General features: G+C 68.5%; 26 protein-coding genes, 2 tRNA genes and 1 pseudogene. 9 read left to right on the top strand and 20 right to left on the bottom strand.

The genetic code is table 11. The features are described from left to right. Window positions 1–84: 84 nt before the first annotated feature. A pseudogene (locus tag IFT82_RS10475) lies at window positions 85–195 on the bottom strand (NAD-dependent protein deacylase); the annotation flags it as partial. 305 nt (window positions 196–500) lie between these two features. Between IFT82_RS10475 and dapB the strand changes: the two are divergent. The 3 genes from dapB to IFT82_RS10460 all read left to right on the top strand — a co-directional run bounded on the left by dapB (window position 501) and on the right by IFT82_RS10460 (window position 2,065). Next, complete coding sequence (gene dapB, locus IFT82_RS10470; protein ID WP_192126381.1) at window positions 501–1,268, top strand: 4-hydroxy-tetrahydrodipicolinate reductase; 768 nt, start codon at window positions 501–503, stop codon at window positions 1,266–1,268. Between the two features lie 3 nt (window positions 1,269–1,271). After that, entirely contained in the window at window positions 1,272–1,943 is a 672-nt protein-coding gene (gene nth / locus IFT82_RS10465; RefSeq protein ID WP_192126379.1) for an endonuclease III, read from the top strand. A 45-nt stretch (window positions 1,944–1,988) separates the two neighbouring features. Continuing rightward, window positions 1,989–2,065 (top strand) — tRNA-Arg (locus IFT82_RS10460). A 71-nt stretch (window positions 2,066–2,136) separates the two neighbouring features. Here the strand turns inward: IFT82_RS10460 and IFT82_RS10455 are convergent. After that, on the bottom strand, window positions 2,137–2,403 hold the full coding sequence (locus IFT82_RS10455) for a hypothetical protein (RefSeq protein ID WP_192126377.1): 267 nt from the start codon (window positions 2,401–2,403) through the stop codon (window positions 2,137–2,139). A 36-nt stretch (window positions 2,404–2,439) separates the two neighbouring features. Between IFT82_RS10455 and IFT82_RS10450 the strand changes: the two genes are divergently transcribed. Next, a complete protein-coding gene (locus IFT82_RS10450; protein ID WP_207105776.1) occupies window positions 2,440–2,856 on the top strand; it encodes a hypothetical protein in 417 nt (138 codons plus the stop codon). 175 nt (window positions 2,857–3,031) lie between these two features. Here IFT82_RS10450 and IFT82_RS10445 read toward each other — a convergent pair whose 3' ends face one another. The 12 genes from IFT82_RS10445 to IFT82_RS10390 form a co-directional block, all read right to left on the bottom strand. Further along, window positions 3,032–3,685 (bottom strand): helix-turn-helix transcriptional regulator, encoded by a 654-nt coding sequence (locus IFT82_RS10445; RefSeq protein ID WP_192126373.1) that lies wholly within the window; start codon window positions 3,683–3,685, stop codon window positions 3,032–3,034. 144 nt (window positions 3,686–3,829) lie between these two features. After that, window positions 3,830–5,248: a hypothetical protein gene (locus IFT82_RS10440; protein ID WP_192126371.1), complete on the bottom strand. Its 1,419-nt coding sequence runs from the start codon at window positions 5,246–5,248 to the stop codon at window positions 3,830–3,832. A 132-nt stretch (window positions 5,249–5,380) separates the two neighbouring features. After that, entirely contained in the window at window positions 5,381–6,478 is a 1,098-nt protein-coding gene (lptG, locus tag IFT82_RS10435; RefSeq protein WP_192126369.1) for an LPS export ABC transporter permease LptG, read from the bottom strand. Next, window positions 6,475–7,692 carry an LPS export ABC transporter permease LptF gene (lptF, locus tag IFT82_RS10430; RefSeq protein WP_192126367.1) on the bottom strand — a complete coding sequence of 406 codons (1,218 nt, stop codon included), beginning with the start codon at window positions 7,690–7,692 and terminating at the stop codon, window positions 6,475–6,477. Before lptF ends, lptG begins: the two co-directional genes overlap by 4 nt. An 89-nt stretch (window positions 7,693–7,781) precedes the next feature. Then, complete coding sequence (locus tag IFT82_RS10425) at window positions 7,782–9,716, bottom strand: ATP-binding protein (protein ID WP_192126365.1); 1,935 nt, start codon at window positions 9,714–9,716, stop codon at window positions 7,782–7,784. A 62-nt stretch (window positions 9,717–9,778) separates the two neighbouring features. After that, window positions 9,779–11,041, bottom strand: coding sequence for a serine palmitoyltransferase (gene spt, locus IFT82_RS10420; RefSeq protein WP_192126363.1), 1,263 nt, complete (start codon window positions 11,039–11,041; stop codon window positions 9,779–9,781). Continuing rightward, window positions 11,038–11,286, bottom strand: coding sequence for an acyl carrier protein (locus IFT82_RS10415; protein WP_192126362.1), 249 nt, complete (start codon window positions 11,284–11,286; stop codon window positions 11,038–11,040). The genes spt and IFT82_RS10415 overlap by 4 nt, the downstream gene beginning before the upstream one ends. Before the next feature lie 40 nt (window positions 11,287–11,326). Then, entirely contained in the window at window positions 11,327–12,229 is a 903-nt protein-coding gene (locus IFT82_RS10410; RefSeq protein WP_192126361.1) for an NAD-dependent epimerase/dehydratase family protein, read from the bottom strand. Next, entirely contained in the window at window positions 12,226–13,329 is a 1,104-nt protein-coding gene (proB, locus tag IFT82_RS10405) for a glutamate 5-kinase (protein WP_192126360.1), read from the bottom strand. Before proB ends, IFT82_RS10410 begins: the two co-directional genes overlap by 4 nt. Before the next feature lie 31 nt (window positions 13,330–13,360). Continuing rightward, window positions 13,361–14,050: an HPP family protein gene (locus IFT82_RS10400; protein ID WP_199860429.1), complete on the bottom strand. Its 690-nt coding sequence runs from the start codon at window positions 14,048–14,050 to the stop codon at window positions 13,361–13,363. 58 nt (window positions 14,051–14,108) lie between these two features. Next, entirely contained in the window at window positions 14,109–15,155 is a 1,047-nt protein-coding gene (gene obgE, locus IFT82_RS10395) for a GTPase ObgE (RefSeq protein ID WP_192126358.1), read from the bottom strand. 9 nt (window positions 15,156–15,164) lie between these two features. Further along, window positions 15,165–15,776, bottom strand: a complete 612-nt coding sequence (locus tag IFT82_RS10390; protein WP_192126357.1) for a TetR/AcrR family transcriptional regulator — start codon at window positions 15,774–15,776, stop codon at window positions 15,165–15,167. Between the two features lie 76 nt (window positions 15,777–15,852). Between IFT82_RS10390 and IFT82_RS10385 the strand changes: the two genes are divergently transcribed. Further along, window positions 15,853–16,719 (top strand): metal-dependent hydrolase, encoded by an 867-nt coding sequence (locus IFT82_RS10385; RefSeq protein WP_192126356.1) that lies wholly within the window; start codon window positions 15,853–15,855, stop codon window positions 16,717–16,719. A gap of 404 nt (window positions 16,720–17,123) precedes the next feature. Here IFT82_RS10385 and IFT82_RS10380 read toward each other — a convergent pair whose 3' ends face one another. The 4 genes from IFT82_RS10380 to hspQ form a co-directional block, all read right to left on the bottom strand. Beyond that, complete coding sequence (locus tag IFT82_RS10380) at window positions 17,124–17,675, bottom strand: GNAT family N-acetyltransferase (RefSeq protein WP_192126354.1); 552 nt, start codon at window positions 17,673–17,675, stop codon at window positions 17,124–17,126. A 184-nt stretch (window positions 17,676–17,859) separates the two neighbouring features. Continuing rightward, the gene (rpmA, locus tag IFT82_RS10375; RefSeq protein WP_056531103.1) at window positions 17,860–18,129 is read right to left on the bottom strand and encodes a 50S ribosomal protein L27; all 270 of its coding nucleotides are present in this window, start codon (window positions 18,127–18,129) and stop codon (window positions 17,860–17,862) included. Window positions 18,130–18,156: 27 nt separating this feature from the next. Further along, window positions 18,157–18,453, bottom strand: a complete 297-nt coding sequence (gene rplU, locus IFT82_RS10370; RefSeq protein WP_192126353.1) for a 50S ribosomal protein L21 — start codon at window positions 18,451–18,453, stop codon at window positions 18,157–18,159. Window positions 18,454–18,569: 116 nt separating this feature from the next. After that, on the bottom strand, window positions 18,570–18,971 hold the full coding sequence (gene hspQ / locus IFT82_RS10365; protein WP_446740960.1) for a heat shock protein HspQ: 402 nt from the start codon (window positions 18,969–18,971) through the stop codon (window positions 18,570–18,572). Between the two features lie 172 nt (window positions 18,972–19,143). Between hspQ and IFT82_RS10360 the strand changes: the two genes are divergently transcribed. Beyond that, window positions 19,144–19,233, top strand: a tRNA-Ser gene (locus IFT82_RS10360). Between the two features lie 123 nt (window positions 19,234–19,356). Here the strand turns inward: IFT82_RS10360 and IFT82_RS10355 are convergent. Then, window positions 19,357–20,862: a S10 family peptidase gene (locus IFT82_RS10355; RefSeq protein WP_342355092.1), complete on the bottom strand. Its 1,506-nt coding sequence runs from the start codon at window positions 20,860–20,862 to the stop codon at window positions 19,357–19,359. Window positions 20,863–21,157: 295 nt separating this feature from the next. Between IFT82_RS10355 and IFT82_RS10350 the strand changes: the two genes are divergently transcribed. Continuing rightward, window positions 21,158–22,996: a cache domain-containing protein gene (locus tag IFT82_RS10350; protein WP_244646659.1), complete on the top strand. Its 1,839-nt coding sequence runs from the start codon at window positions 21,158–21,160 to the stop codon at window positions 22,994–22,996. Window positions 22,997–23,029: 33 nt separating this feature from the next. On the opposite strand, the gene IFT82_RS10345 is transcribed toward IFT82_RS10350, so the two are convergent. After that, window positions 23,030–23,908 carry a polysaccharide deacetylase family protein gene (locus IFT82_RS10345; RefSeq protein WP_192126351.1) on the bottom strand — a complete coding sequence of 293 codons (879 nt, stop codon included), beginning with the start codon at window positions 23,906–23,908 and terminating at the stop codon, window positions 23,030–23,032. A gap of 130 nt (window positions 23,909–24,038) precedes the next feature. On the opposite strand from IFT82_RS10345, the gene IFT82_RS10340 reads away from it, so the two are divergent. Next, complete coding sequence (locus IFT82_RS10340; RefSeq protein WP_199860428.1) at window positions 24,039–25,385, top strand: FAD-dependent monooxygenase; 1,347 nt, start codon at window positions 24,039–24,041, stop codon at window positions 25,383–25,385. Next, window positions 25,382–26,878, top strand: a complete 1,497-nt coding sequence (locus IFT82_RS10335) for a deoxyribodipyrimidine photo-lyase (protein WP_192126348.1) — start codon at window positions 25,382–25,384, stop codon at window positions 26,876–26,878. The genes IFT82_RS10340 and IFT82_RS10335 overlap by 4 nt, the downstream gene beginning before the upstream one ends. The last annotated feature ends 2 nt before the right edge of the window (window positions 26,879–26,880 follow it).

The following is a 26,880-nucleotide window of genomic DNA, read 5'->3' as shown; positions in this document are numbered from 1 at the left end:
TCGAGTTCGCCTTTCACCTCAGGGGAACTCTCCACTTTTCCGGGGCAAGTCCACATATCGCTTTGTTCCGAAACGACATCAAGCCTCGACGCGGTGCCCCTCCCACAGGCCGCCCGGCCCACGGAAGGTGGCGAGGCCGGATTCTGCGGAGATGCCCGCGCCGGTGAGGATGACGATGTTGCGGATGCCGGTCATGGCCTGATGATATGGTGGGCGCGGCATGGCGAAAAGCGGCCATCGCCCATGACGCGGCGGTGAGCGCGGTTTGACGTTATGGGCAGCCCTGAGATGCAACGCCTTCGGACACGGCGTTACGGCATCGGTCAGGGATACCGGCACCGATCCGGATGATGGTGTCGAACGGCGCGCGGATGAGGCGCGGCATGGGGCAACGGCAACATCTGCGTCATGGTAATCCGCCGTCGTCGTCCCGCAATGACGTCGCTGATGGTGCGATAGGGCCTGTTCGGCGGGGGGGCTTCCGTGGCAGGAGAGCGGGCATGGTCGCCGATCCCCTTGCCCCCGCTTTCACTCCGGCGTCGATCGGGATCGGCGTCTATGGCTATGCCGGGCGGATGGGGCGCGCGGTGACCGAGGCGCTGGCGTTCGCAGGCGCGCATCTGGCGGGCGGCGCCGATGCCGCCGACGATCCCGTCGCGCTGGCGCAGGCTGCCGACGTGCTGGTCGATTTCTCAACCGCCTCTGCCGTCGACGCGCATCTGGCGGCGGCGCTGGCCGCAGGCACGCCGATCGTGATCGGCACGACCGGCCTAACCCCCGCGCAACATGCCGCGATCGATGTCGCGGCGCGGGAGATCGCCGTGCTTCAGACCGGCAATACCTCGCTTGGCGTCACCGTGCTGGCGCGGCTGGTGCGTGAGGCGGCGGAGCGGCTGGGGGCGGACTGGGATATCGAGGTCGTCGAGATGCATCACCGCCACAAGGTAGACGCGCCGTCGGGCACGGCGCTGATCCTGGGCGAGGCGGCGGCGGCGGGGCGTGGATCGACCCTGTCGGAATTACGCGTCGACGGCCGGGTCGGGCTGGTCGGTGCACGCTCTGAGGGGACGATCGGCCTTGCCAGCCTGCGCGGCGGATCGGTGATCGGCGATCACGGCGTCATCTTCGCGGGTGAGGGCGAGCGGCTTGAATTGAACCATCGCGCCGACGACCGCTCGTTGTTCGCGCGCGGGGCGGTGAAGGCGGCGCTGTGGCTCGCGGCGCAGTCGGCCGGCCGGTACCGGATGGACGACGTGCTGGGTCTCTGATCCGTGAAGCGTGCCGACATCGTCGAATTCTATGCGCGGCTGGCGGCCGCCGACCCGCATCCCGAAACCGAACTGGCGTTTCGCAATCCCTTTACGCTGGTGGTCGCGGTGGCGCTATCGGCGCAGGCGACCGACGTATCGGTGAACAAGGCGACCGCCGCGTTGTTCGAGGACGTGGATACCCCGGAAAAGATGGTGGCGCTGGGTGAGGAGGGGCTGAAGCACCACATCCGCACCATCGGCCTGTACAATGCCAAGGCAAAGAACGTCATCGCCCTGTCGCGGATGCTGATCGACGAATTCGGCGGCGAGGTGCCGGCCGATCGCGCCGCGCTGGAGCGCTTGCCGGGGGTGGGGCGCAAGACCGCCAACGTGGTGATGAACGTGGCGTTCGGCGCGGAGACGTTCGCGGTCGATACGCACATCTTCCGCGTCGGCAACCGTACCGGGCTGGCACCCGGCAAGACGCCGCTGGCGGTGGAGCTGGTGCTCGACCGGGTCACGCCGCAGCCGTTCCGGCTGCACGCGCACCATTGGCTGATCCTGCATGGCCGATATATCTGCAAGGCACGCCGCCCCGAATGCTGGCGCTGTCCGGTAGCGGACCTGTGCGCGTTCAGGCCGAAGACGCCGGCACCGAAGAGCCCGGCAGCGAAGTTGATGCCGGCCGCATAAATCCACTGGCGCCCCGCGACCACCTTTGCTAGGCGCGCTGCTCAGGCACCCGTAGCTCAGCTGGATAGAGCGCTGCCCTCCGAAGGCAGAGGCCACTGGTTCGAATCCAGTCGGGTGCACCATTAAATCGATAGCCTTATAGTGATCTCGCGGGGTCATCGCGAATGCGTGTTCGGGCTACGCCTGTTCCCGATCACTTTCCGCGCCATTGGAACTCGCGCTTGACCGCCTCGCGAATGAACGCGGAGTGGCCGTAATTGCCTATGACCTCGTCAATACGTGCCAGCACTTCGGGTGATAGCCGAACAGGTGCAGGCTTCGGATTGAATGGCGGGCGACCCGTGCGCGGCCCGGTAGCAGGGGCATTGTCAGTGCCGCCAATGAGGCGCCATCGGAAAAGCGGCGGGTGCGGGATGCCCGCAGGATCGCTAAGTGTATCCCGCACCAGCATGATGGGCACGGAGTTATCATGAAGACAATAACCGCGCTTGCCGCGATGATGCTGCTCTACGCGTGTGGGTCAGAACCATCGAACGGTAGCGAGGCCGTCGCCGCCGCCGCCAACGATACGCCGACCGCGCCTGCCGAGGAGAAGACGCGGGTCGAGGAACTGGCCGGGAACTGGCGGGTCGTCGGTGTCCGCGTCGCACCGGGACCGGTCCAGGCAGTGAGTGACGACGATCCGGCGTTGATGGGTGCAGTGCTGTCCATCTCGCCAGAGCGACTGGCCTGGAAGCCACATGAAGGCGGCTTCTTCACCGACACCTGTCTCGCACCACAAATCGGTCCGGATGATAGCATCGGCTGTGCCGAAGGCCGGTTCGGTCCGCCTGAAGCGCATCTGGTCAGCGAAGGTGTGCAGATCAAGCTGGATTGGTATGATGGCGCGATTCTGACTCTTTCGAGACAGTAGATGCGCATAATCGAACAACTATATATATTATATTGTCGGGATAATAGCATTGTATTGTAATAATTAGGTAATATGTCAAAAGGTGACGCATGAACATGTATCATGTCATGACTTATTTATTGTAGATGGTAGGGCGGTATAACTTGTATAGTGCGGGGCTAGAAACACCGCGCCATTATCGCCCGATCCGGGCCAGCAGCGCGATCAGGTCGGACTGACGGGAAACGTCGGTCTTGGCGAAGATGCCGCGCAGATGGACCCGCAGGGTTGCCGGGCGGCAATTGCGGGTTGCCGCGGCGGATTCGACGGAATGGCCCGCCATCAGCAGCGCGGCCAGCGCCGCTTCGCAAGGGGTGAGGTTGAAGGCCTCCCGCCACAGCGCGGGTGCGGGGGCGGGCCGATCGTTCGGATCGACCAGCGACAGCACTGCGGCCCCGTCGCTCCCCTGCAGCAGCCGCGTCGCCCAGGGAATGGGCCGGACGATGACGATCAGTGGCGACCGTCCGCTCAGCCGGGAGTACCGCGTTGCCGACGGCAGCGGTGCGGTCCGCGCGATGGCGCGGGCCAGCGCCGCATCGAGCCGCACCTGTTCCCCGGCGGTCGCGCTATAGAGGCGGGCATGGGGTATCACGCCTGCGATCCTCACCCCGTCGCCATCGCCGGCAATCCGGTCGAACGCGGCGGTGGTGCAGACGATGCGCCCGGCGGCATCGACCAGCGCTGCCGCTTCCATCGCGCTGTCGACATAACCCTGCCAGTACAAGCCGCCCGTGCATCGCCACTGCTCGCCCGTCGATGCCGCTGCGCCCCCACGCACCATGATGTTCATGCCTTGCCCCATCCCCCAGTCCAGACAAGGGGTTAGCGACACCGGTCCAGCGGCACGGATGGCATCCTGTGGTAATCCGTCGCAAGGCGTCGCACCACCTGTCGCGGCACCGATTGCGGGCGCGGAACCCCGGTCCGGGCAATCTCAGGCGGGTTCGGGTTCGATCCGCGGCTGGGCCAATGTGTCGAGGGTCGCAATGATCATGCCGTCCTTCGCCCATCGCTGGCGTATGCGATGGACATATCCCGCCGCCCCCCAGCGTTCCTCTCGAGCACGAGCGTCGTGCAGGATCGCCAGCAACTGCGCGCGATCGCCGGCGATGCTCGCGACAAACGCCGGCCAGCTATGATCGGGACGTTCCGCATTCTGCGTGTACGAGACCGCCCGGGTCAGCATCAGCGCATAGGCGGCACCATGCCCCCGCCCGGCGGCGGCATCGACCGCCATCGTGCGATCGAGCGCCGTAGCATAGGCCGCGAGTTCGGGTTCGCCGCGCAGCCGTACCCGCATCCGCAGGTGATGGACGTAACCGGGCAGATCGCCGTGCGCCAGGGCGGTGACGCTCAGGCAATCCTGCACGCTGGCCAGGCGCGGCTGTTCGGCGGCGAGGCCGGTCAGCAATGCCTGCGCCTCCGCCGTCCGCCCCGCCGACCACAGTCCCCAGCCGTAATCGGCCAGCAGCCACGGCGCGCCCGGCGACAGCAGCCGCGCCGCATCGAATTCGCGCGCGGCGGCGGTGTGTTCGCCATTGTCCGCCAGGATATTGGCATACCAGAGGTGCGCCAGCGCATCCTGCGGGCCATGGCCGACCGCCCGGCGGAACAGCGTGCCCGCGCGAACCGGGTCGCGATCCCACCAATAGGCGATGACGCCCTCCACACGGTCTGCCACCACCGAGCCGGGGTCGATGCGACCGGCGACCGCCGCCGCCCGTCGCGCCCGGGGGATGGCGATCGCATCCGGGGCAGAGCCGAACTCCCGCGCGAGCAGCCACGCCTCGGCCAGTGCCTCGTGCGTGCCGGCATGGCCGGGATGATCGCGCGCGATGACCGACAGCGTCCGGATCGCGGTATCCAGCCGGGGGGCGGCGCGCGTGGCGATGTCGTCACGCGCCGCGACATATCGTGCCATCGTCGCGCGATCGAGGATCGCGGCTTCCGCCGGGGCGGTATAGCGTGTGACGCCGACCGTCAGCGCGCCGCCGCCCACCAGCAGCGTCACCGCCGCCGCCGCAAGCCGGCGACGCCACCGTCTGGGCGCATGTGTCGATACTGCCGCATCGCTTGTGCGGGAGGCGGGGGCAGGGATGGCGGATGGGGTGATGGACGGTGCATCGTCCGGCATGGCGGGCGCGACCGCATCGGCGGGATCGGGCAGCCCACTGGCCTGTCCCGATGCCCAGGCGTCGAGTTCGTGCTGCAGCGCATAGACGCTACGGCTCTTGCCACCGGGCAGCGCATGGACCGGCAGTCCGCGCTCGCGCGCCCAGCGGATCACCGTGGATCGATCGCGACCCAGATAGCCCGCGATGCATTTCCATCCCTCGATCCGTTTTGCGGTCACCCCCCGGTTCCCCCCTATCCTCGTCCGCGAACACCGTTATCCCGGTTCGCCGGCGTGTCGATACGGCCTGACCGGATATCGGTCCAGTATCGGGAAAAATGCCGATCCCGCCGGAGGGCGAGGAAGGGTGCTCTATTCCTCGGTGCGGAACAGCACCGCTTCGCCGATCAGCAGGAACAGCAGGAATGGCGCCCAGGCGGCGAGGAAAGGGGGGTAGGCACCGAGATTGCCCATCGCCAGCGCGAAATTGTCCGCGACGAAATAGGCGAAGCCGAGCGCCATGCCGATCACCGCGCGCACGAACAGCTTGCCCGATCGCGCGATGCCGAAGGCGGCGACCGCACCCAGCAGCGGCATCAGCACCGCCGACAGCGGTCCCGACAGCTTGTGCCACAATGCCCCCTCCAGCGCCTTGGTCGGGCGGCCGGATTCGGCGAGGTCGCCGATCGCGGCGCGCAACGCACCGAACGACAGGCTGTCGGCATCGACCGAGGCGAGCGTGAACTGGTCCGGCCGCACGCCGCGACCGATAACGATCGACGGTATCGCCGCCTGTTGCCCGCTGGCCACGTCAAACCGGGTCGCGGGCCCGATCCGCCAGCCATTGCCCGGTACATAGATGCCTTGGGGGGCACGGATGATCGACTGGAGATTGCCGCCCGTCCGGTCGTAGAGGGTGACCCCCCCCAGCCGGGCACCGGTGCCACGGCCGCGCACCTGATCGACCTGGATCAGGTCGTCGCCGTCGCGAACCCAGACATTGGCGCGGTCGCCGCGATCGATCGGCATCGCCCCGTAATTGACGTTCTGCCACTGCGTCAGCGTCGCGGTGGCGCGCGAGACGACGCGGTCGTTGAACACGAACGACACCACCGCCACGCCCATGCTGGCGACCAGCAGCGGCGCCAGCACCTGATGCGCGGACAGGCCCGCCGCCTTCAATGCCACCACCTCGCTGTTCTGGTTCATGGTGATGAGCGTCAAGATCGTACCGAGCAGCACGCAGAAGGGCAGCAGGAACGAGATGATCTGCGGCGCGCGCAGCGAGACATATGTCCACACCTGTGCCTGCGTGTTGCCCGGCATCGCCAGGATATCGCCGCTGCTGCTCAACAGGTCGAGCGTCTGGAGCACCAGCACCAGCGCGAACAGGATGGCGAACGTGCGGACCAGAAACAGGCGGCCGGTATAGAGCGCGACGGTACGCGACGGGAACATGCTGTTGGTCATGCCGCCTGCTCCCGTTCCTGCGCCCGGCGGCGACGGCGCCGCCCCGGCAGGCGATCCGCGATCGCCTTGCCCGCCTTGGAGAACACGCGTTCCAGCGCACCGATCGGCTGGCCGCCGGGGACATAAGCGATGGTGTAGTACATCCAGAACACCAGTCCGGCGAAGATCGCGAACGGCACCCACAGCGCCAGCGCCGGATCGACGCGGCCCAGTTCGCCGAAGCTCTGCGCGTATTCGTTCACCTTGTGATAGGTGACGATCATCACGATCGACAGGAACACGCCCAGCGCCGACGAGGATCGTTTGGGCGGCACCCCCAGCGCCAGTGCCAGCATCGGCAACAGGAACATCGTCGCCACCTCCGCCAGCCGGAAATGGAATTCCGACCGGCTGGAATCGCGCTGCTGCTCGGTCGTGCCCGCGGCATGACCCAGCCGGGCCAGTTCAGGCAGGGTGAATTCGAGGTTCCGGCCGCCACGCTGACGGAAATTCTCCAGCTTGGGCAGGTCGATCGGCAAGTCGTGACTGCTGAACTGCAACACTCGCGGTACCTTGAACTCGGGCCGGTTGTGGACGAGGATACCGTTGGTCAGGCGGAAGATGATGACGTTGGGATCGTCGGTCGCCATGAAGCGGCCATGCTCCGCGGTCACGCCGATCCAATCGTTCTTGGGCGTGTCGACATGGACGAAGATCCCGCTGAGATCGCGTCCCTTGTCGCGGCTTTCCTCAATGCGCAGCGTCATGCGGGGGCCGAGATGCGTGAACTCGCCGACCTTGATCGACGCGCCCAGCGCGCCGGTACGCAGTTCGAACCGCAGCCCTTCGTAATAATAGCGGGCGATCGGCTGCACATAACCGACGATCGCGAGGTTCACGAGCGCCAGCCCGACCGCGTACATGTACGGCACCCGCAGCAGCCGGCCATAGCTCATCCCCACGCCGCGCATCACGTCCAGTTCGGACGAGGTGGCGAGGCGCCGGAACGCCAGCAGGATGCCGAGCATCAGCCCGATCGGAATACCCAGCCCGAGATATTCGGGCAGCAGGTTGGCGAGCATCCGCCACACCACGCCGATCGGCCCACCCTGCGTCGCGACGAAATCGAACAGGCGACGGATGCGGTCGAGCACCAGCAGCATCGCGGAGATGATGAGCGTGGCGAACAGGGGCAGCGCGATGAGCCGCGCCATGTAGCGATCGATCGACTTCATCGGGGGAGGGGCTCGAATGGCGGCAAGGTCGCGTGGGTATAGGGGGGCGAAGCCGCCGCGTCAGGTGAAAAAGCGAGCCGTTCGGCGGTTCAGGCGGCGATCCCCTCAGGCGGACGACGCTGGCCGTGCGTCGCCTCCGCCAGCGCCTGTTCCAGGCGGGCGAGCGTGAACGGTTTGCGCAGGACGAAATGCCCGGCCAGGTCGACTGCCCCCGCCTCGCCCGCGAAGCCGGTGACGAACAGGACGGCGACATGCGGATGCCGGTGGCGCAGGCCGGCGACCATTTCCGGTCCCGTCTGGTTCGGCATCAGCACGTCGGACAGGAGCAGGTCGATATCCGGATGCGTGTCGAGCAGCATTGGGGCGGCTAAGGGATCGTTGCACGGCACCACGCGGTGGCCGAGCTCGACCAGCGCCTCGACCGTCGCCGACAGCACCCGGGGATCGTCCTCCACCACCAGGATGTCCAGACCGTCGCGCTGCCGGTCGGGCAGGACGGGCGCCTCGTCATGCGCGGCGGCGATACCGGACGAACGGTCCCGCGGCAGGTACAGCGTCACGGTGGTGCCACGGCCCGGCGCGGTGTCGATCACGATGTCGCCGTCCTGCTGGCGGACGAAGGCGAAGATCTGGCTGAGGCCGAGACCGGTGCCCTTGCCCGATTCCTTGGTGGTGAAGAAGGGTTCGAATGCCCGTTCCGCCACCTCCGGCGCCATGCCGCAGCCATCATCGGCAACCGACAGGCTGATATGATCGCCCGCCGCGCCATGGATCAGTTCGCCCTCCGTCAGGGTCCGCGCGGCGGTGCCGATGCGGATCGTGCCACGACCGTCCAGCGCATCGCGCGCGTTGACGCACAGGTTGAGTAACACGTTCTCCAGTTGCACCCGGTCCGCCCGGACCAGCCAGTCCGCGGCGGCATGCTGCACCTCGATCGTGATGCCGTCGCCCAGCGTCCGGTCGAGCAGGTCGGACATGTCCGCGATCAACGCGCCGATCGCGATCGGTTCGGGCTTCAGCGCCTCTTCGCGGCTGAACACCAGCAGGCGGCGGGTCAGCGCGGCGGCGCGGTTGGCCCCATCCATCGCACTGTCGATATGGCGCAGCAGCCCGGCCCGCCCGCCATCGACATGACGCCGCGCCAGTTCGAGCCCGCCCAGCACGACCGCGAGCATATTGTTGAAATCGTGCGCAATGCCGCCGGTCAACTGGCCGACCGCCTCCATCTTCTGCACCTGGCGCAACTTGGCTTCCTGGACGCGCAACTCGGTGGTCGCATCCGCCACCGCCGCCGCCAGCGCCTCCGCGCGTTCGCGCGCGGCATCGGCATCGGCCCGCGCGCGGATGCGTTCCTCGACCGCGGTCATGCTCATCCAGCCGAGCATCACCGCGCCCAGCACCAGCAACACGCCGAACACCGCCAGCACGCCGGCGATACGGCTGGATCGTTCGACCGAATCGGTCGCGCGATTGACCCGATCCTCCAGCAGGCGGCGTTCGCGGACGATGATGCCGTCCAGTTCGCGGTCGATCGCGACCAGTGAGGCGGCGTTGCGCAACAGGTTGAACCGCGCCAGCGCCTGCCCGTTCTTCCCGTAGCGGGTGGACAGGGCGGTGATCGACAGTTCCTCGCCGCGTGCCTGATAGGCGGCGCGCAGGCGATTGATCGCGGGGTCCTGATCCGCATTGTCGATGGTCAACTGGTGGAGCCGGTCGATCTGCGAACCGGCTAGCGTCCACCCCTCGAAATACAACTGGCCCTGCGACCGGTCGCTGGAGATGACGTAGCGGCCGAGCGACGCCTCCGACCGGGCGATAGTGGCGGATAACGTGCGGGCGAGGATCATCACGTCGTAGCTGTGGCGTTGCAGCGTCAGCGCGCGGTCCCGCTCGCGATTGGCGCCGCCCAGGGTAACGATCAGGCCGACCAGGACGATGGCGGCAGCCAGGGCGAGCACGATGACGGTGACGGTTCGCCACCATGCGGCGCCTGCCGGTGCGTCCCTTTCGCCCTCATAGTCCACTGAACCGGCCTACTCCAACATCGTCCCCCGGAAAAGTCGGGTCGTACAGTCGATGGATGTTGCTACGCGATCACGCCCAGCGCGCGGCCGGCCTCGTCGAACAGGGCGAGGACACGGGCGATCTGATCGGGCGTATGTTCGGCACACAGCGAGCAGCGCAACAGGAAGGTGCCCGCCGGTGTCGCGGGCGGACGCGCCATGTTGACGTACAATCCCGCCTCCAGCAGCGCCTGCCACATCGCCACTGCCTGAACCTGATCGTCGAGGATCACCGCGATGATCGCGCTGTCGGGCGTGTCGGTGCCGAGGCGGAACCCCTTCGCCTTCAGCCCGCCATGCAGCGCACGGGCATTGGCCCATAGCCGTTCGCGCTTGTCGTGCGCGGTCGCCAGCTTGCGGATCGAGGCGGCGGCGGTCGCCACCACCGACGGCGGCAGGCTGGCGGTGAAGATGTAGGGCCGGCAGGCGAGGCGGATCGCCTCGAACTTGGGATGGTTCGACACGCAGAAGCCGCCGACCGTGCCGACCGACTTGGAGAAGGTGCCGACGACGAAATCGACCTGTCCCTCCAGCCCCTGCGCCTCGTACACGCCGCGGCCATTAGGGCCGTAGAAGCCCATCGAGTGCGCTTCGTCGGACAGCACCATCGCGCCGTGCTTCTTGGCGACGGCGACCATCTCCTTCAGCGGGGCGATGTCGCCCAGCATCGAATAGACGCCCTCCAGCACCACCAGCTTGCCCGGTTCCTTGGGCAGGCGACCGAGCCGCTTGTCGAGATCCTCGACCGAATTGTGGCGGAAGCGGACGATCTCGGCATTGCCCTGCGCGCAGCCGTCGTAGATCGAGGCGTGGCTGTCGGCGTCGAGGATGACGTATTCACCCTTGGCCGCCAACGTCGAGATCATGCCGAGATTGGCCATGTAGCCGGTCGAGAACACGATCGCGCCCGACATGCCGTAGAAGTCGCGCAGCGCCTCCTCGGCCTCCATATGGTCGCGGAAGGTGCCGTTCAGCATCCGGCTGCCGTTGGTGCCCGATCCGAACGCGTCGAGCGCGGCGTGGCCGGCGGCGATCACGTCCGGGTCGAACGTCATGCCCATGTAATTGTAGGTGCCGAGCAGGATCGTCTCGCGCCCGTCGATCACCGCCTCGGTGGGGGAGCGGACCTCGTCCATCACGATCGCGAAGGGATCGATGACGCCGCTGTCGAGCAGCGCCTGCCGCTCCGCGATCAGCCGGTCGAACTTGCCCATCAGGTCGCGTTCGGGGGCGACCGGCGACGGATCGAGCGATACCGCCTCTGCCTGCAATCCGGTTTCGGTCATCGGTCGCCCTTCAGCGTCGCGACGGCATCGACCAGCTGGCCGACATTCTCGATCTCCGCCTGCATGTTCATCGTGATGATGATGTCGAACTCGTCCTCGATCGCGGCGACGAAATCCATGACGGTCAGGCTGTCCCATTCCAGATCGCCCTGGAAGGTGGTGGCGTCGGTCAGCGCCACGCCCTTTTTATTGAAGGGTTCGATCTGGGCGGTGACGGTGTCGAAGATGCTCTGGCGGTCGCTCATGACAATTCCCTAGGCGCTGAATGCGGCGGCGTTGCGGCGGCTATAGCAATCCTTGGGCGCGATACCACCGCGCGGTGTCCGCCAGCCCGGCGCGAGTGTCGACCTGCGGAGCCCAGATCGCGGGCGGCGGGCGGCGGGCGGGATCGATCGTCCAGTCGGGATGGCAGAAATAGGCAACCCGGTCGGCGGTCAGCTTCGCGGCATCCCCCCGCCAGCGCCGGTCCAGCCGCGCCGCCAATGACAGCAGCGCGCGGGGCATCGGCAGCGGCAACACCCGCCGCCCCACCGCCGTGCCGATGCCGGTCGCGAAGAAATCGGCATGGGTCATACCACCCGATCCGTCGTCCGCCTCGTGGATGGCGCGGGTGGCGGGTCCGGTCGCCAGCGCCAGCAGCAGCCGGGCAAGATCGTCGACATGGATCACCGACAGCCGCCCCGGCGGCGGCAGCAGCGCGAGGCCCCAGCGCGCCATCCGGAACAGGTCCAGCTGGTCCATGTCGCCCGGCCCGTAGATGCCGGGGGGGCGGACGATCGACCACGGCAGCGACGATGCCGCGACCAGCCGTTCCGCCGCCGCCTTCGACCAGCCATAGTTCGACAGGTCCGGTTCCCGCGCGGCAAGGGACGAGACGTGGACGAACGGCATGGCGCCGGCACGGGTGGCGGCGGCGAGGATGGCCTCCGTACCCTCCACATTGCCGGCCGCGAAGCCGGCGCGATCGGGCGCGTTGACGATGCCGGCGACATGCACGACCGCGTCCGATCCCGCGACCAGCCGGTCGAGCGCGACGGCTTCGTCCAGCGCGCCGGCGATCCACGTCACGCCGTCGCGCTCCGGCTGCGGACGGCGGGCGAGGGCGCGGACGGTGTGGCCTGCCGCGACCGCGTGGCGGATCAGCGCGCCGCCGACGAAGCCGGTACCACCGGTGATGGCGAGGATCATAGCAGCGCCAGATGGTTGCGATGGACCAGCGCGGCGCGCGGGGCATAGCCGAGGATGACGGCCTGTTCGTCGCTGCGCCGGCCGAGCAGCCGCCGCGCCTCGCCCGCGTCATATTCGGACAGGCCGCGAGCCACCGTGCCGGCCGGTCCCTCCACGGTCACCAGATCGCCGCGGAGGAATTCGCCCGCGATCGCCGTCGCACCCGCCGCCAGCAGGCTGCCGCCCGCCGCCAGCGCCGCCGCGGCACCGGCATCGACATGGATCGCGCCCGCCGCCGTCAGGCCGCCGGCCAGCCATGCCTTGCGGGCGGGGGCCGCGCGTTCGGCGACGAACAGGCTGTGCCGCCGCTCGCCCGACAGGGGACTGTCGACCCGGCCGGAGGCGATGGCGAGCGGGATGCCCGCGCCGACCGCGATCCGCGCGGCAGCCAGTTTCGACACCATGCCGCCCGATCCCATACCCGAGGCCGACCGCGCATCCGCCATCGCGGCGACCGCGTCGATCCGCTCGATCACCGGGATGTGCCGCGCGGCGGGATCGTGGGTGGGATTGGCGTCGTACAGCCCGTCGACATCGGACAGCAGCACGACGCCCTGCGCGCCCGCCGCCTGCGCGACGCGGGCGGCGAGCCGGTCGTTGTCGCCGAAGCGGATTTCCTCGGTCGCGACGCTGTCGTTCTCGTTGATGATCGGCACCACGCCCAGCCCGGCCAGCCGGCCCAGCGTCGCCGCCGCGTTCAGGTAACGCCGCCGGTCCTCCAGATCGCCGAGCGTCACCAGCATCTGCGCCGCCGCGATGCCGTGGCCGGCGAGCAGTTCGCTCCACACCTGCGCCAGCACGATCTGGCCGGTGGCGGCGGCGGCCTGCGCGTCTTCCAGACTGGCGCGGCCACCCTTCGCCAGCCCCAGCCGCCGTGCCCCGAGCGCGATCGCGCCCGACGACACGATCACCACCTGCTGCCCCGCCGCCGCCCTGTCGGCAATGTCGGCGACGAGGGTCGCCAGCCAGTCGCGCCGCACCGCCCCGTCGGGATCGACGAGCAGCGCCGAGCCGACCTTGACGACGAGGCGGGAGGTGGTGGCGGGGGCGAAGAGGGTCACGGACGGACGCTGCCTGACTGGAGGATGACGGTCATGGCCGGCGATCGGCGGCCGCGCGCCCGGCGGACCGGATCATGGCGTGGCGTTCGGCATGGGCGAGCAGCGCGTCGAGATCGTCACGCGCGATGTCGAAGCTTTCGTGCATGTCGGCGAGCGCGGCGTCGAGATCGGAGGGATCGAACCGCGACGGGCCGGGTGCGGGCGGCGCGACGATGGGTTCGTGCGGATAATTGCGGGCGGTGGCGCGGTGGACGAACATCGCGATCGAGACGAGCGCGATCGAGTTGATCCCGACGGGCGCGAAGGCGAAGGCATAGCCCGCCGCGTGGATGCCCTGACTGCCGATCACCGCGGTCAGCGCGGCGGCACCCCCCGGCGGATGAAGGCAGCGGCACAGCGACATGACCAGGATCGCCGCGCCGACCGCGACCCCCGCGGCGATCGTGGTATCGGGGACGGTGTTGAAGACGGCGACGCCGACCAGCGTGGAGATGACGTTGCCGCCGACGACCGGCCATGGTTGCGCCAGCGGACTGGCGGGCACCGCGAACACCAGCACCGCCGACGCGCCGAGCGGGGCGACGATGATCGGGAGGTCGGCCATCGCCAGCGGCAACCCGGCGCACACCACGATCGTCAGCGCGATGGCGATCATCGCGCCGACCGACGCGACCAGCCGTTCCGACAGCGTCGCACCGGCAAGCAGGGGCCTGAAGATCATGACGGGCAGCGTCAGCGGGGCGCGCGTCGTGCCGATGGCCGACCGATCACGGCATCGATCACAGCGGCGACCATTCCACCCGGTCCTCCTCGCCATCGTCCTCCACCGCCGCGCCCGCTTCGGGGCCGACCGCCTCGATCAACTGATCCAGCACCCAGTCGACGCCGATGCCGCTGGCGCCCGACAGCGGGATGACGTCGGTGCCCGATGCCTCGGCCAGTTCGGCGGACAACGCCTCGATCAGTTCGTCGTCGAGCGTGTCGATCTTGTTGAGCGCGATGACGTGCGGCTTGTCGACCAGACCGCCGCCGTAATTCTCCAGCTCGGCGCGGACGATGCGATAGCTTTCGGCGACATCGTCGTCATTGGCGTCGACCAGATGCAGCAGCACCCGGCACCGTTCGATATGGCCGAGGAACCGGTCGCCGATGCCGGCGCCGTCGGCCGCGCCCTCGATCAGGCCGGGGATGTCGGCGATCACGAACTCGCGCTGCTTGTGGCGGACCACGCCCAGCTGCGGGCGGGTGGTGGTGAAGGCGTATTCGCCGACCTTGGCCTGCGCATTGGTGACGGTGTTGATGAAGGTGGACTTGCCGGCATTGGGCAGGCCGACGAGCCCGGCATCCGCCAGCAGCTTCAGCCGCAGCCAGACCCATGCCTCCTCGAAGGGCCAGCCGGTGCCGTGCTGGCGCGGCGTGCGGTTGGTCGAGGTCTTGTAGCTGGCATTGCCGCGACCGCCATCGCCGCCGCGCAGGAATATCTCGCGCTGGCCGACCTTGGTGAAGTCGAGCAGCACCTCCTCCTTGTCCTCCGACAGGACCTGCGTGCCGACCGGCACCCGGATGACCAGATCGTCGCCGCCGCCGCCGGTGCGGTTGCTGCCCGACCCGCCCGAGCCGCGCGGGGCGCGGAAATGCTGGGTGTAGCGAAAGTCGATCAGCGTGTTGAGGCCGGCGACCGCTTCGAAGATGATGTCGCCGCCCTTGCCGCCGTTACCGCCGTCGGGGCCGCCATATTCGATGAACTTTTCGCGCCGGAAGCTGACGGCGCCGGGGCCGCCGGAACCGGAGCGGCAGAAGATCTTGGCCTGGTCGAGAAAATGCATGGCGCCCCCTTACCCGGTGGAGGCGGGCGCGTCATCCTCTCGCTGGCGGGCGGCGTCCGACCCCAGCAGCGCCGCCAGCGCCAGTTCGCGGGCGCGGGTGCGCGACAGGCCGAGCGCGCGGGCCATCGGCGCGCCGAGCAGCGCGTCGCCCAGCGCCATCAGCACCAGGTGCAGCGTCTCCTCCGCGATCGGCCGCGCGCCGATGCCGGTGCCCGAGGCGAGCTGATCGACCAGATCGTGGATCGCCTGCAGGATCGGGCCAAGCGCATCGTGATTGCCGGTGAGGATCATCCAGCTGGCCAGCGCCCCGGCGCCTTCGCGATCGAAGGCGTCGAAGGTGAGGTCGACGATCGTGCGCGGGTCCTGCGTGCCGGCGCGCGCCGCCAGCACGGCGGCCCCGATCGTGGCGGTGATATCCGCCGCCATTCGTTCGGCAAGCGCGTGCTGAAGCCCGCCCGCCGAGCCGAAATGATGGAGCAGGTTGGCGTGGGTCCGCCCGATTCGCGCCGCCACCGCCTTCAGCGTGACGCCCTGCGGCCCCGCCTCGATCAGCAGCGCGCGCGCGGCATCCAGCGCGGCGGCGCGCGATTCTTCGGGCGCCAGACGGCGGCGGTTTGACATGGGAAAAAGCGGACCTTATTTACATCAATGTAAGTAGTTTGACGGTATGTCGCTGATGCTACCCTTGGAGAAGTTTATGGCGAAGGCAACCACTCCCGCCGACCTGACGATCACGCCGCGCGACGTGCGCTTCGGCCGCGGCACGCGGCTGGGGCGATACTGGCTGAACGACGATCCGATCGCGACCGCGTTCTACAACGCGCTGTCGGTGACGTTCCCCAAGGGCGAGGCCTATTTCTGCGAGAGCGTGAAGGCGTTCCGCGACGGCACCCCGCCGAAGCTGCACGCCGAGATCCAGGCGTTCGTGAAGCAGGAGGTGATCCACAGCCGCGAGCATGTCGCCTTCAACCGGCACGTCACCGCACAAGGATATGACGTCACGCTGCTGGAACGTCATGTCGACGAGGCGCTGGCGCTGACCAAGGGGCGGCACCCGATCGGCAATCTGGCCGCGACGATGGCGCTGGAGCATTTCACCGCGATGCTGGCGCACGAGCTGATCGCCAATCCGCGCCATCTGGCGGGGGGCGAGGCGCAGGCGGCGGGGCTGTGGCAATGGCATGCCGCCGAGGAGATCGAGCACAAGGGCGTCGCCTATGACACCTGGCTGCACGCGACACGCGACTGGAGCCGGTGGCGGCGGTGGAAGGTGAAGTCGCTGGTGATGCTGATCACGACGTGGAAGTTCTTCCAGGGCCGGCGCAAGGGGATGCTGGAACTGCTGCGGCAGGACGGCATGACCGGGCCGAAGGTGTGGGCGAAGCTGGCGTGGTACGCGTTCGGCCGCCCCGGCATGGCGCGCAAGGTGGCGGGGGTGTGGTTCAGCTATTTCCTGCCCGGCTTCCATCCGTGGAAGCATGACGACCGCGCGCTGATCGCGCTGGCCGAGAGCGAATATGAGGATGCGCTGCTGCCCGATGCCCGGCGGTTGCAGGCGGCATAGGGCGATTCGGTCGTGACCGGCGAGGGCGGAAAGTCACACCGGAAAGTCACGAAAGTCCCATCCTACAGGGGTGATTCGTGGGGGCGTTGACGGTGGAAAGAGCGACGGGGCGCGGACCGTTGGCGATCCTTGCCCCGATATCGTGCCGTCGTAGCCCGATCGGGCCCTGTAGGACAGGTCGGCCGGATCGACCGGCATCGCCGTTTGTCCCTTCCCGCTGGGCATGGGCGGGAGGGGCGCGGCATCCCGCCGGGCGCGCGATGGACAGGCTGGAGTCGGATGACATCAGATTGATCCGTCATTGCGAGCGCAGCGAAGCAATCCAGCGCCGGACCAGAACGCCCTGGATTGCTGCGCTCCGCTCGCAACGACGAACATCCGGTTCCACCTGATGTCATCCGGCTCTAGGCCGCGATCGGCATCGGCGCTCGGCCGTCTTCCGCGAGATCGAGCGTGTATTCGATGCTGGGCGCCGCCTCGGGCCGGGCGACGGAACGCTTCGCCTGGGTGCGCCCGGTCGGCCGGAAGCCCAGCCGGCGCAGGACGCGGCCCGATGCCGGGTTGTCGGCGAAATGCCATGCCTCCAGCCGGTCGATCGGCAGCGCGTGGCGGGCCATGTCGACCACGGCGCGCCCCGCCTCCGTCGCATAGCCCCGGCCCCAGGCGGCGGGCGTCAGCCAGTAGCCGAGATTCGCGGCACCTTCGTCATCGTCGATGCCGATGCCGATGCCGCCGATCAGCCGTGGCTCGCCGCCATCATGCGCGACGATGACGAAGCGCGGGTCGTGGCCGCCGCGCGGCTGCGCGATCCAGTCTGCGGCATCCGCCAGCGCATAGGGGTGCGGCACCCGCGTCAGCATCCGCACGACGCGCTCGTCGGCGATCGCCGCGGTCAGCGCCGGGGCATCCTCCGGCCAGGCGGGTCGTAATGTCAGTCTTGGCGTCCGCGCGAACATCTTGCCTCTCCTCGTCGCGTCGCCCGCAGCCATGCCACGCCGGGATGACGGGACGGCGACAACGGGCGGGGGAGGGAGCACAAGAAAAAAGGGAGCCGGGGCGACCCGTCTCCCTTTTTCTGGCTGGTTCCGTTGCCGGAACTACCGGGTCGTCCTGGTGGACAACCCGGTCGGTTGTCCGATGTTATTCGGCGGCCTCTGCCATAATCTCTACCGAGCAATAGCTGCGGCCGAGCTTGCCCTTGGCAAACGCGACGCGACCATCGACCAGCGCGAACAAGGTATGATCCTTGCCGATGCCGACGTTCGCGCCCGGATAGAATTTGGTGCCGCGCTGACGCACGAGGATGTTGCCGGCGACGCACTCCTGGCTGCCGAACTTCTTCACGCCGAGACGACGGCCGGCCGAATCACGACCGTTGCGCGACGAACCGCCTGCTTTCTTATGTGCCATGTCGAATACCTCCTGTTCGCGTGCCGCTCAGCCGACCGAAACGATCTTGAGGATCGTATGGTTCTGGCGATGGCCGTTGCGACGACGATAATTGTGACGGCGACGCTTCTTGAAGACGATGACCTTTTCGGCCTTCGCCTGCGCCACGATCTCGGCAGCGACCGTCAGGCCGGCAACCGACTTCATTTCCGACCCTTCGCCCGCGAGCAGGACATCGCCCAGCGTCACGGACGAACCGGCGTCACCGTCGATCTTCTCGACGACGATCTTGTCTCCTGCGGCGACGCGATACTGCTTGCCGCCCGTGCGCACGACTGCGAACATGGCCCTCATCACTTTCCAAAATACATAGTCCACGCCGGACAATGGCCCGGCGGGAAGAAGGGCCAGCTAGGCAAAGGGGCGTCGCTTGTCAACCTCGCGCAGGCGCCCGGCGACGGTTAGTGGCGATGTTCGTCGCGCAGGCGGTAGCGCCCGTCGGCAAAGCCGGTGAACAGCCCGGGGATCGCGGGATGGTCGATCGGTTCGTCGCTGTCGTCCGGCACCAGGTTCTGCTGGCTGACATAGGCGACGTAGCTCGATTCGATGTTCTCGGCGAGCAGGTGATAGAAGGGCTGGTCCTTGCGCGGCCGGATGCCTTCGGGAATCGCGTCGTACCATTCGTCGGTATTGGCGAAGACCGGATCGATGTCGAAGATCACGCCGCGGAAATCGAACATACGGTGGCGCACGACATCGCCGATGGTGAAGCGGGCATGCGCGATCGGCGGGGCGACCGGCTCCGCCCCGCCCGACGGCGGACGGGACGGGGCGGAGCGATCGAGGTGGACGTGACGGGGCATCCCCATCATCTAGGCGCTGTCGCGATGGCCAACAAGCCGAGCCGCGAATCGCGGACGCGACCGGGGTGGCGACGACGTGCCGTAACGGGCTTGTGCGCCGCGATTCCTTGGGCTAGAGGCCCGCCCTCGACCGATCGGCCCGTCGTTCACGCGACCGGCCCGTTCCTTCTGCGGAGAGGTGGCAGAGTGGTCGAATGTACCGCACTCGAAATGCGGCGTGCCCTCACGGGTACCGTGGGTTCGAATCCCACCCTCTCCGCCATTTAATTATCAAACATTCGCCGACCGCCCCGGAAACGGGGCGGACCGATGCGCGCGGCATCGGGTGAGGGCGGTCGCGCAGCGGCATCTGCGCGAGCCATCCAGAATGTCGCCGTGACCGGCTTCACCGGTAAATCTGTCGTGCATCCGCCTTGAACTGGGCGCCGCTGTCGTTGCGGCTGTAGAACATGTGGCCGCCCGCATAGACGCGGAGCTGCACGCGTTCGGCCTGGCCGAAGGCCGGCATCTGGTCGACGATCAGGCGGGAGGCGAAAAACGGGCAGGACAGGTCGTCCCAGCCATGGACGATCATCACCCGCATCTTCGGATCGTTGGCGATCGCCTTGCGCAGATCGGCGACCGGCGTGTCCGCCGGCTTGCCGCGATCCCAGGCGCGGTTCACGGCATAGGACAGCGCGTTGTAGCGGGCGTCGGTCTTCCATCCGACCTCGCGCGTGACGAAATCGACCATCGCGCTGGTCGTGGGGGCGATCAGCGCGTCGAGGATCGGATCGTTCGACTGTTGCTGCGCGGACCAGGGGAAGGGATCGAAGGCGGTGACGTTGGAGTCGTACACGCTGCCGATCGTCCCGTCGGCGCGGTGGATCTCGCGCAGATAGGTGCCGGTGTCGATCCGGCCGCCGCGCCGGCGGACGAGCGCGGGTTCCAGCCCGGTCAGTTCGGTGACGCGCGTGACGATCCGGTCCGTCGCCGCCGGATCGGATCGGCCGCGCAGCAGGTCGCGGGCGAAATCGCCGCGGGTATACGCCTCCACATCGGCCATCGCGGCCGGGGTCAGCCGCCCCTGCCGTTCCAGCGTCGCCGCCGCCATCGACGGCAGGCCGATCATCCATGGCAGGGGGGACAGGGCGGTGGCATCGTCACCGACGGCGGGGTCGAGATAGGGGGACACCATGATGAGGCCGTTCACGCCGACCCCGATCTGCGATTGCAGTTCATAGGCGATGCGCGGCGCGCGGTAGCCGCCATAGCTTTCGCCCATCAGGTATTTGGGCGAGCGCAGCCGCCGCTCCCCGACCAGCCAGTCGTAGACGACCTTGGACAGATACCGGATATCGGGATCGTTCGCGAAGAACACCTTCTTCGTTTCCGCCTCGTCGACCAGACTGCGGCTGAAGCCGGTGCCGATCGGATCGATGAAGACCAGATCGGTGAAATCCAGCCAGCTGTTGGGGTTGTCGCGCGCGATCGGCGCATCGGACGGGGCATCCCCCTGTGCGCCGAACTGCACGCGCTTCGGCCCGACCGCCCCCAGATTGAGGTAGACGGATGCCGCCCCCGGTCCGCCGTTGAAGGCGAAGGTGACGGGGCGGCCGGGATCGCGGCCGGGCACCGTGTAGGCGGTATAGGTGACCTGCCCGATCTCCTTGCCGGTGTCGTCGCGAACCGTGATCGTGCCGACGGTGGCGCGATAGGCGATCGTCCGGCCGCCGATCCGCGCGGTCTGCGCGATGGATCGGTCGGCGGGCAGCGGCGGCCGTTTCGTGGTGTCCTCCGCCTTCTTCGCGGGGGTCGCGGCGGGCTTGTCGGCCTGTGCGTGGACGGCGCCGCCGCCACCGGCGAGCAGCAACGCGACCGCCGCGAGGCGCAGGGCGGACGGCGCCCTCACTTCGCCCGCTCCGCGATGACGGGCGTGGGGGCGGGGGTGGGCAGCGTAAGGGCGAGGGTAAGGCGCAAAGGATGTTCCCGGCGTGGTTGCCGCGGCATCATGCCCGATGGTCGCCGTGACGCAACATGGATGTTCCGGCCGGATGTCCGCATCGGCGGCCGCGGCGGAAAGGGCATTAAGACTGCTATAATATTCGGCGGATAATGGGGACGGCGGGATGCGGATCGGGCTTGTCCCCCCGTTCATTCGACCGGCCGTCGACCGCGGCCCCGTACCGGAATGCGAGGAAGTGACCATGACGAGGGCGATCGGCAACACGCTCAACCGGCTGCGCATGTCGGCGAAGATGACGATCATGATCGTCATCGCCCTGATCGCGTTGTCCGCGACGACCGCGATCGGCATGCATACCGTGTTGTACGACAGCGCGGCGATCCAGGGTGCCGAGCGCCAGGAAAGCAACATGCGCGTCGCCTGGTCGGTCCTGCATACCGCCGGCAAGGGCTTCCGGGCCGAGGGCGATCGCCTCTATGTCGGCGGGACGCTCCTCAACGGCAACGATGCGGTGGTCGACCGCATCAAGTCGCTGGTCGGTGGCACGGCGACGATATTCCGGGAGGACATGCGGATCAGCACCAACGTTAAGAAGGACGACGGGAAGCGGGCGATCGGCACCACGCTGAAGCAGGGGCCGGCCCATGACGCGGTGCTGGGCCGTGGCGAACGCTATCGCGGCACGACCGATATCCTCGGCAAGCCCTATTTCGCCGCCTATGATCCGATCAGGGATGCCGATGGCCGGGTGATCGGCGTGCTGTTCGTCGGCATCCCGACCGCGGACTTCTTCGCGCAGGTCGATTCGGTGGAGCGCCGGCAACTGGCGATCGCCATCGTGGTGACCCTGATCGCCGCTGCCGGGTGCATGATCGCGGCGCGCGTCATGTTTCGCCCCGTGGCGGCGATGGGGCAGATGATGACCGCGCTGGCGCAGGGACGCCACGACCTGTCCGTGCCCGGTACCGAACGGCATGACGAGATCGGCGAGATGGCGCGCGCGGTGGCCGTGTTCCGGCAGGACGGCATCGCCAAACAGGCGGCCGATCAGGCGAAGGCCCGCACCGATGCCGAGCAGAAGATGGTGGTCGATACCGTATCCATCCATCTGTCGCACCTGTCGGGGGGCGACCTGACCACGACGATCGATACGGATTTCCCCGCCGAATATGCGGCCTTGAAGGCCAACTTCAACGGCGCGCTGCACAGGCTGCACGACCTGATCGGCTCGGTATCGGAAAGCGCGACCGCGATCCGCACCGGCTCCGGCGAGATCGCGCAGGCGTCCGAAGACTTGGCGCGCCGCACCGAAAGCAACGCCGCCTCGCTGGAGCAGACCGCCGCGTCGGTGACGCAGATGGACGGCCGCCTGCGTGCGTCGGCGGTGGCGGCGACACGGACGGTGGAACGCGCCGATCAGGCGATCGCCACGGTCGGTGGCGGTCGCGCGGTGGCGGACGAGGCGGTGCAGGCGATGGGCCGCGTCAGCGACAGTGCCAAGGGCATCGACAGCGTCATCGAGGGTCTCGACAAGATCGCGTTCCAGACGCGGGTGCTGGCGATGAACGCCGCGGTCGAAGCGGGCCGGGCGGGGGATGCCGGGCGTGGCTTTGCGGTGGTGGCCGATCTGGTGTCGGCGCTGGCGATGCGGGCCGAAGAAGAAGCCAAGCGGGCGCGTGACCAGTTGACGATGACGCAGACCGATATCGTCACCGCGGTCGAAGCGGTGACCAAGGTCGATGGCGCACTTGCCAACATCTCGGGCGACGTGACGCAGGTGCATGAACTGCTGGCGACGATGGCGGCGGACAATCAGGCGCAGTCGGCGGCGATCACCCAGATTTCGGCGGCGATCGGGATGATGGACCAATCGACCCAGCAGAACGCCGCGATGGTGGAACAGACCTCCGCCGCCGCGCGCAATCTGGCGGGCGATGTCGGGCAGCTTGCCGATCAGGCCAGCCGGTTCAAGGTCGCGCGGCCCGACAGGGGCGGACGTGGCGCGCAGGTGCGCCGGTCCGGTCAGGTCCGGACGGGGGCGGGTCGATCGCCGGTCGGGCTGGTTCCGACGGCGGCCTGACCGGCTGATCGCCGCGCAACGGGGCGGGGCGGGTCAGGCGGCCAGTCCGTTCGCCTCGACATGCGCGGCGATCTCGCCGGCGGTCGTCCACCAGATGCGGGGATCGTCGGCCTCGCGCAATTCGGTCAGCACCCGTGCGAGGGCGGGCACGCGGTGCGCCTGCCCCATGATGAAGGGGTGGAGCGCGATGCCGAGGACGAGCGGGCGACGATCGCATTCCGACAGCAACTGCGCGACCGCATCGCGGATCATCCCCGCGAACCCCTCCGCCTCCTGATGGCGGGCGACGATGGCGGGCAGGTCGTTGATCTCCTGCGAATAGGGCACCGACAGCAACCCGCCATGGGCGGTCGACAGACGGGTCGGCTGATCGTCATGCGCCCAGTCGAGGACATAGCGATAGCCGGCCTTGGCGAGCAGATCCGGGGTGTGGCGGCTTTCGGAAATCCACGGACCCAGCCATCCGGTGGGGCGGACGCCCAGACTGGCCAGCCGGTCGGTCACGTCGGCGATCATCCGGTCCTCGCCGGGGCGGAACATGCTGCCCTGCGCCTTCGCGTTGCTGCCGCCGTGCGCGACGATCTCGTCGCCCCGGTCCCGACATGCCTCCGCCAGACCGGGGCACCGGTCGAGCACATCGGCATTGAGCAGCGCGGTGGTGCGCAGCGTCAGCCGGTCGAACAGGCCGATCAACCGCCATGCCCCGACGCGGTTGCCGTAATCGCGCCACGCATAGTTCATCACGTCGGGTTCGGTCTGCGACGGGGCGAGTTGCGGTCCCATTCCGCCGCCGAAATCGAACACCTCGTGATTGACGCCCAGATAGAGGGCGAGGCGACGGCCGCCCGGCCAGTCATAGGCCGGGCGATCGACGATGGCGCTATAGGGATAGCGGTCATGGGAGTGGCTCATGATGGCCGGAACGCGCCAGCCGGGCAAACGCCGCCCCGGCATGGCGGCACGGAGTATCGGGCGGATTATCGGGATGGCCGGGCGACTTATCGGCTGCCGATCGTTGAGCGGGACGAGGAGCAGCCTTTCCATGTCCCGCCATATCCTGATCGCCGGCGCGAGCGTCGCCGGCAATACCGTCGCTTGGTGGCTTGGCCGCGCCGGCTTCGACGTCACCGTGGTCGAGCGGGCGCCCGCCTTCCGTGACGGCGGCCAGAACATCGACGTTCGCGGCGTCGGTCGCGACGTGATGCGCCGGATGGGGCTGGAGCGCGCCGCGCTGGATCATGGTACGGGCGAGGAGGGCACGGCATGGGTCGGGGGGGACGGCCGGGTGGCGGCCGCTTTCCCCGCCGACGGCACCGACGGGCCGACCGCCGAGATGGAGATATTGCGCGGCGACCTGGCCCGATTGCTGTACGACGCGGCCCGCGAGCATTCGACCTATCGCTTCGGCGATCGCATCGCCGATATCGGGCAGGCCGGCACGGGGGCGACCGTCACCTTCGCCAGCGGCCATGTCGAGCGATATGACGCGGTCATCATCGCGGAGGGGGTGGGATCGGCGACGCGCGCGCTGGTGTTCCCGGGGGAGAACCGGTCGCGCTGGATGAACCTGACGATCGCCTATTTCACCATCCCGCGGATGCCGGACGATGACCGGATGTGGCGGTGGTACAACGCACCGGGCGGTCGCAGCGTGTCGCTCCGCCCCGACCGGCACGGCACCACCCGCGCCATGCTGTCGGTGCAGCAACCGCCCGGCGGCGAGCAGGACTGGGACGCCGACCGCCAGAAATCGTGGCTGCGGGACCGCTTTGCCGGGGCTGGCTGGCAGACCGGGCGCGTGCTGGCCGGCATGGCGGACACCGACGATTTCTATTTCGATGTCCTTCGGCAGGTGCGGATGCCGCGCTGGTCGGCCGGGTGCGTGGCCCTGACCGGCGACGCCGCGTGGTGCGCCACCCCGATCGCCGGCTATGGCACGACGCTGGCGATCACCGGTGCCTATGTGCTGGCGGCGGAACTGATCCGCACCGCCGACGTGCCGACGGCGTTCGCCGCCTATGAACAGGCGATGCGGCCGATGGTCGAGGATGCACAGGGCGTTCCGACGATCGCGCCGCGCCTCGCCAATCCGCACAGCCGGCCGGGTATCCGCCTGCTGCACGCGGTGCTGAACGTGGCGAGCCGCCCCGTGGTGCGCCGCGTCACCGGCAAGCTGTTCGGGGGGCGGTCGAAGGATGTCGACCTGTCGCGGTATGACGATCACCCGCCCGGCGGAAAACAGGTGGAGCCGCGTGGCCGCCCGGGCGGCGGCGGGGTACCGATCGTCGCGCTGGGTGGCGTGGGTGTGATCGCGTTCGTGGCCTGGCGCCGGGCCTCCGCCCGTGCGGCCGGGCGGACAGGACGGATGTCGGGGAGCATGAAGCGATGACGCGCGATCTGCCGACGGGGCTTGCCGACTGGCGGGAGGCGCCACGGGTGCGTGCGCTCAACGACCAGCCCCTTGGCACGACCGGGGATCATGTGCTGTGCTGGCTGCAACAGGCGTTGCGGGGGCGCGACAACCCGGTGATCGACGCGGCCGTGTGCCTCGGCAACGCATTGCGGCTGCCGGTGCTGGTCTATCACGGCATCGCCGAGGATTATCCCTATGCGTCGGATCGCCTGCACCATTTCATCCTGGGGGCCGGTCGCGATCTGGCGGCGGATTGCCGGGCGCGGGGGCTGACCTGCGTCCACCATGTCGATCGTGCCGGGCATCGTGAGCGTGGGCTGGTCCACCGCCTCGGCGCGAACGCCGCGGCGATCGTGTTGGAGGATCAGCCTGCCTTCGTCGCGCGCCGGCAGTCGGAACGGGTCGCCGCGCGCGCGGCCGTGGCGGTGTTCGCGGTCAACGCGGCCTGCCTGGTCCCGCCCGCCGTGATCGGCGACGATGTGCGCGGGCGATCCGGTTTCCTGCGGCGGCACGAGCCGGAGCGGGCCGGCTGGATGGCGGGGGAGGACGTGGTGCCGACGGTCGCGCCCCATGACGGCCCGCTGCCCTTCACGCCGGACCGGATCGAGGGGATGGATACCGACGCGCTGATCGCCGGGCTGTCGATCGATCACAGCCTGCCGGCCAGCGTCATGCACCCGGCCGGTCGCGTCGCGGCGCAGGACCGGCTGCACCGGCTGGTCGCGGACGTGCTGCCCGGTTACGCCACCGCCCGCAACGACGCGACGCGACCGGAAGGGGCGAGCGGACTGTCGCCCTATCTCCATTTCGGCGTGCTGGGGCCGCGCGAGGTGATGGCCGCGGTGACGGCGGCCGCCGCCGGTGCCCGGCACAAGGCCAAGTTCGCCGACGAACTGCTCGGCTGGCGCGAGTGGTTCCACCATCAGGCACGCACGCTGGACGCGCCGGCCCGATACGACCGCGTGCCGGCCTGGGCGCGGGACACGCTGGCGGACCATGCAGATGATCCCCGGCCCGAGGCGGAGACGCTGACGGCGATGCTGCGCGGCGAGACGCGCGACGAAAGCTGGAACGCCTGCCAGCGCCAGTTCCTGATCGATGGCTGGATGCACAACAACCTGCGCATGTACTGGGGCAAGCGGATCATCGCGATGACGCCCGATCCCGACACCGCCTGGGCCACCGCCTGTTACCTGAACGATCGACTGAGCCTGGATGGCCGGGACCCGTCCACCTATGGCAACATCGCGGCGATGTTCGCGGGCGCGCCCGCCGATAACGAGCGGGCGGTCTATGGCCGGGTCGCGCGGCGCGGCGACGGATCGACCCGCCACCGGGATGGCGGGGCGGCATGGCTGGCGACGGCGGCATCACGGGCGGTCCCCGCCGTGTCGGTGCCGGCGACGCTGCCCCGCAACGCGTATATCGGGCCGGGTCATGAGGCCACGGCACGGCTGCTGGAGGAATAACG

This window comes from Sphingomonas sp. CFBP 8760 (assembly GCF_014841615.1).
Classification (GTDB): domain Bacteria; phylum Pseudomonadota; class Alphaproteobacteria; order Sphingomonadales; family Sphingomonadaceae; genus Sphingomonas.
The sequence above is the reverse complement of the archived record's forward strand: the minus strand, read 5'-3'. Positions and strand labels throughout refer to the sequence as shown.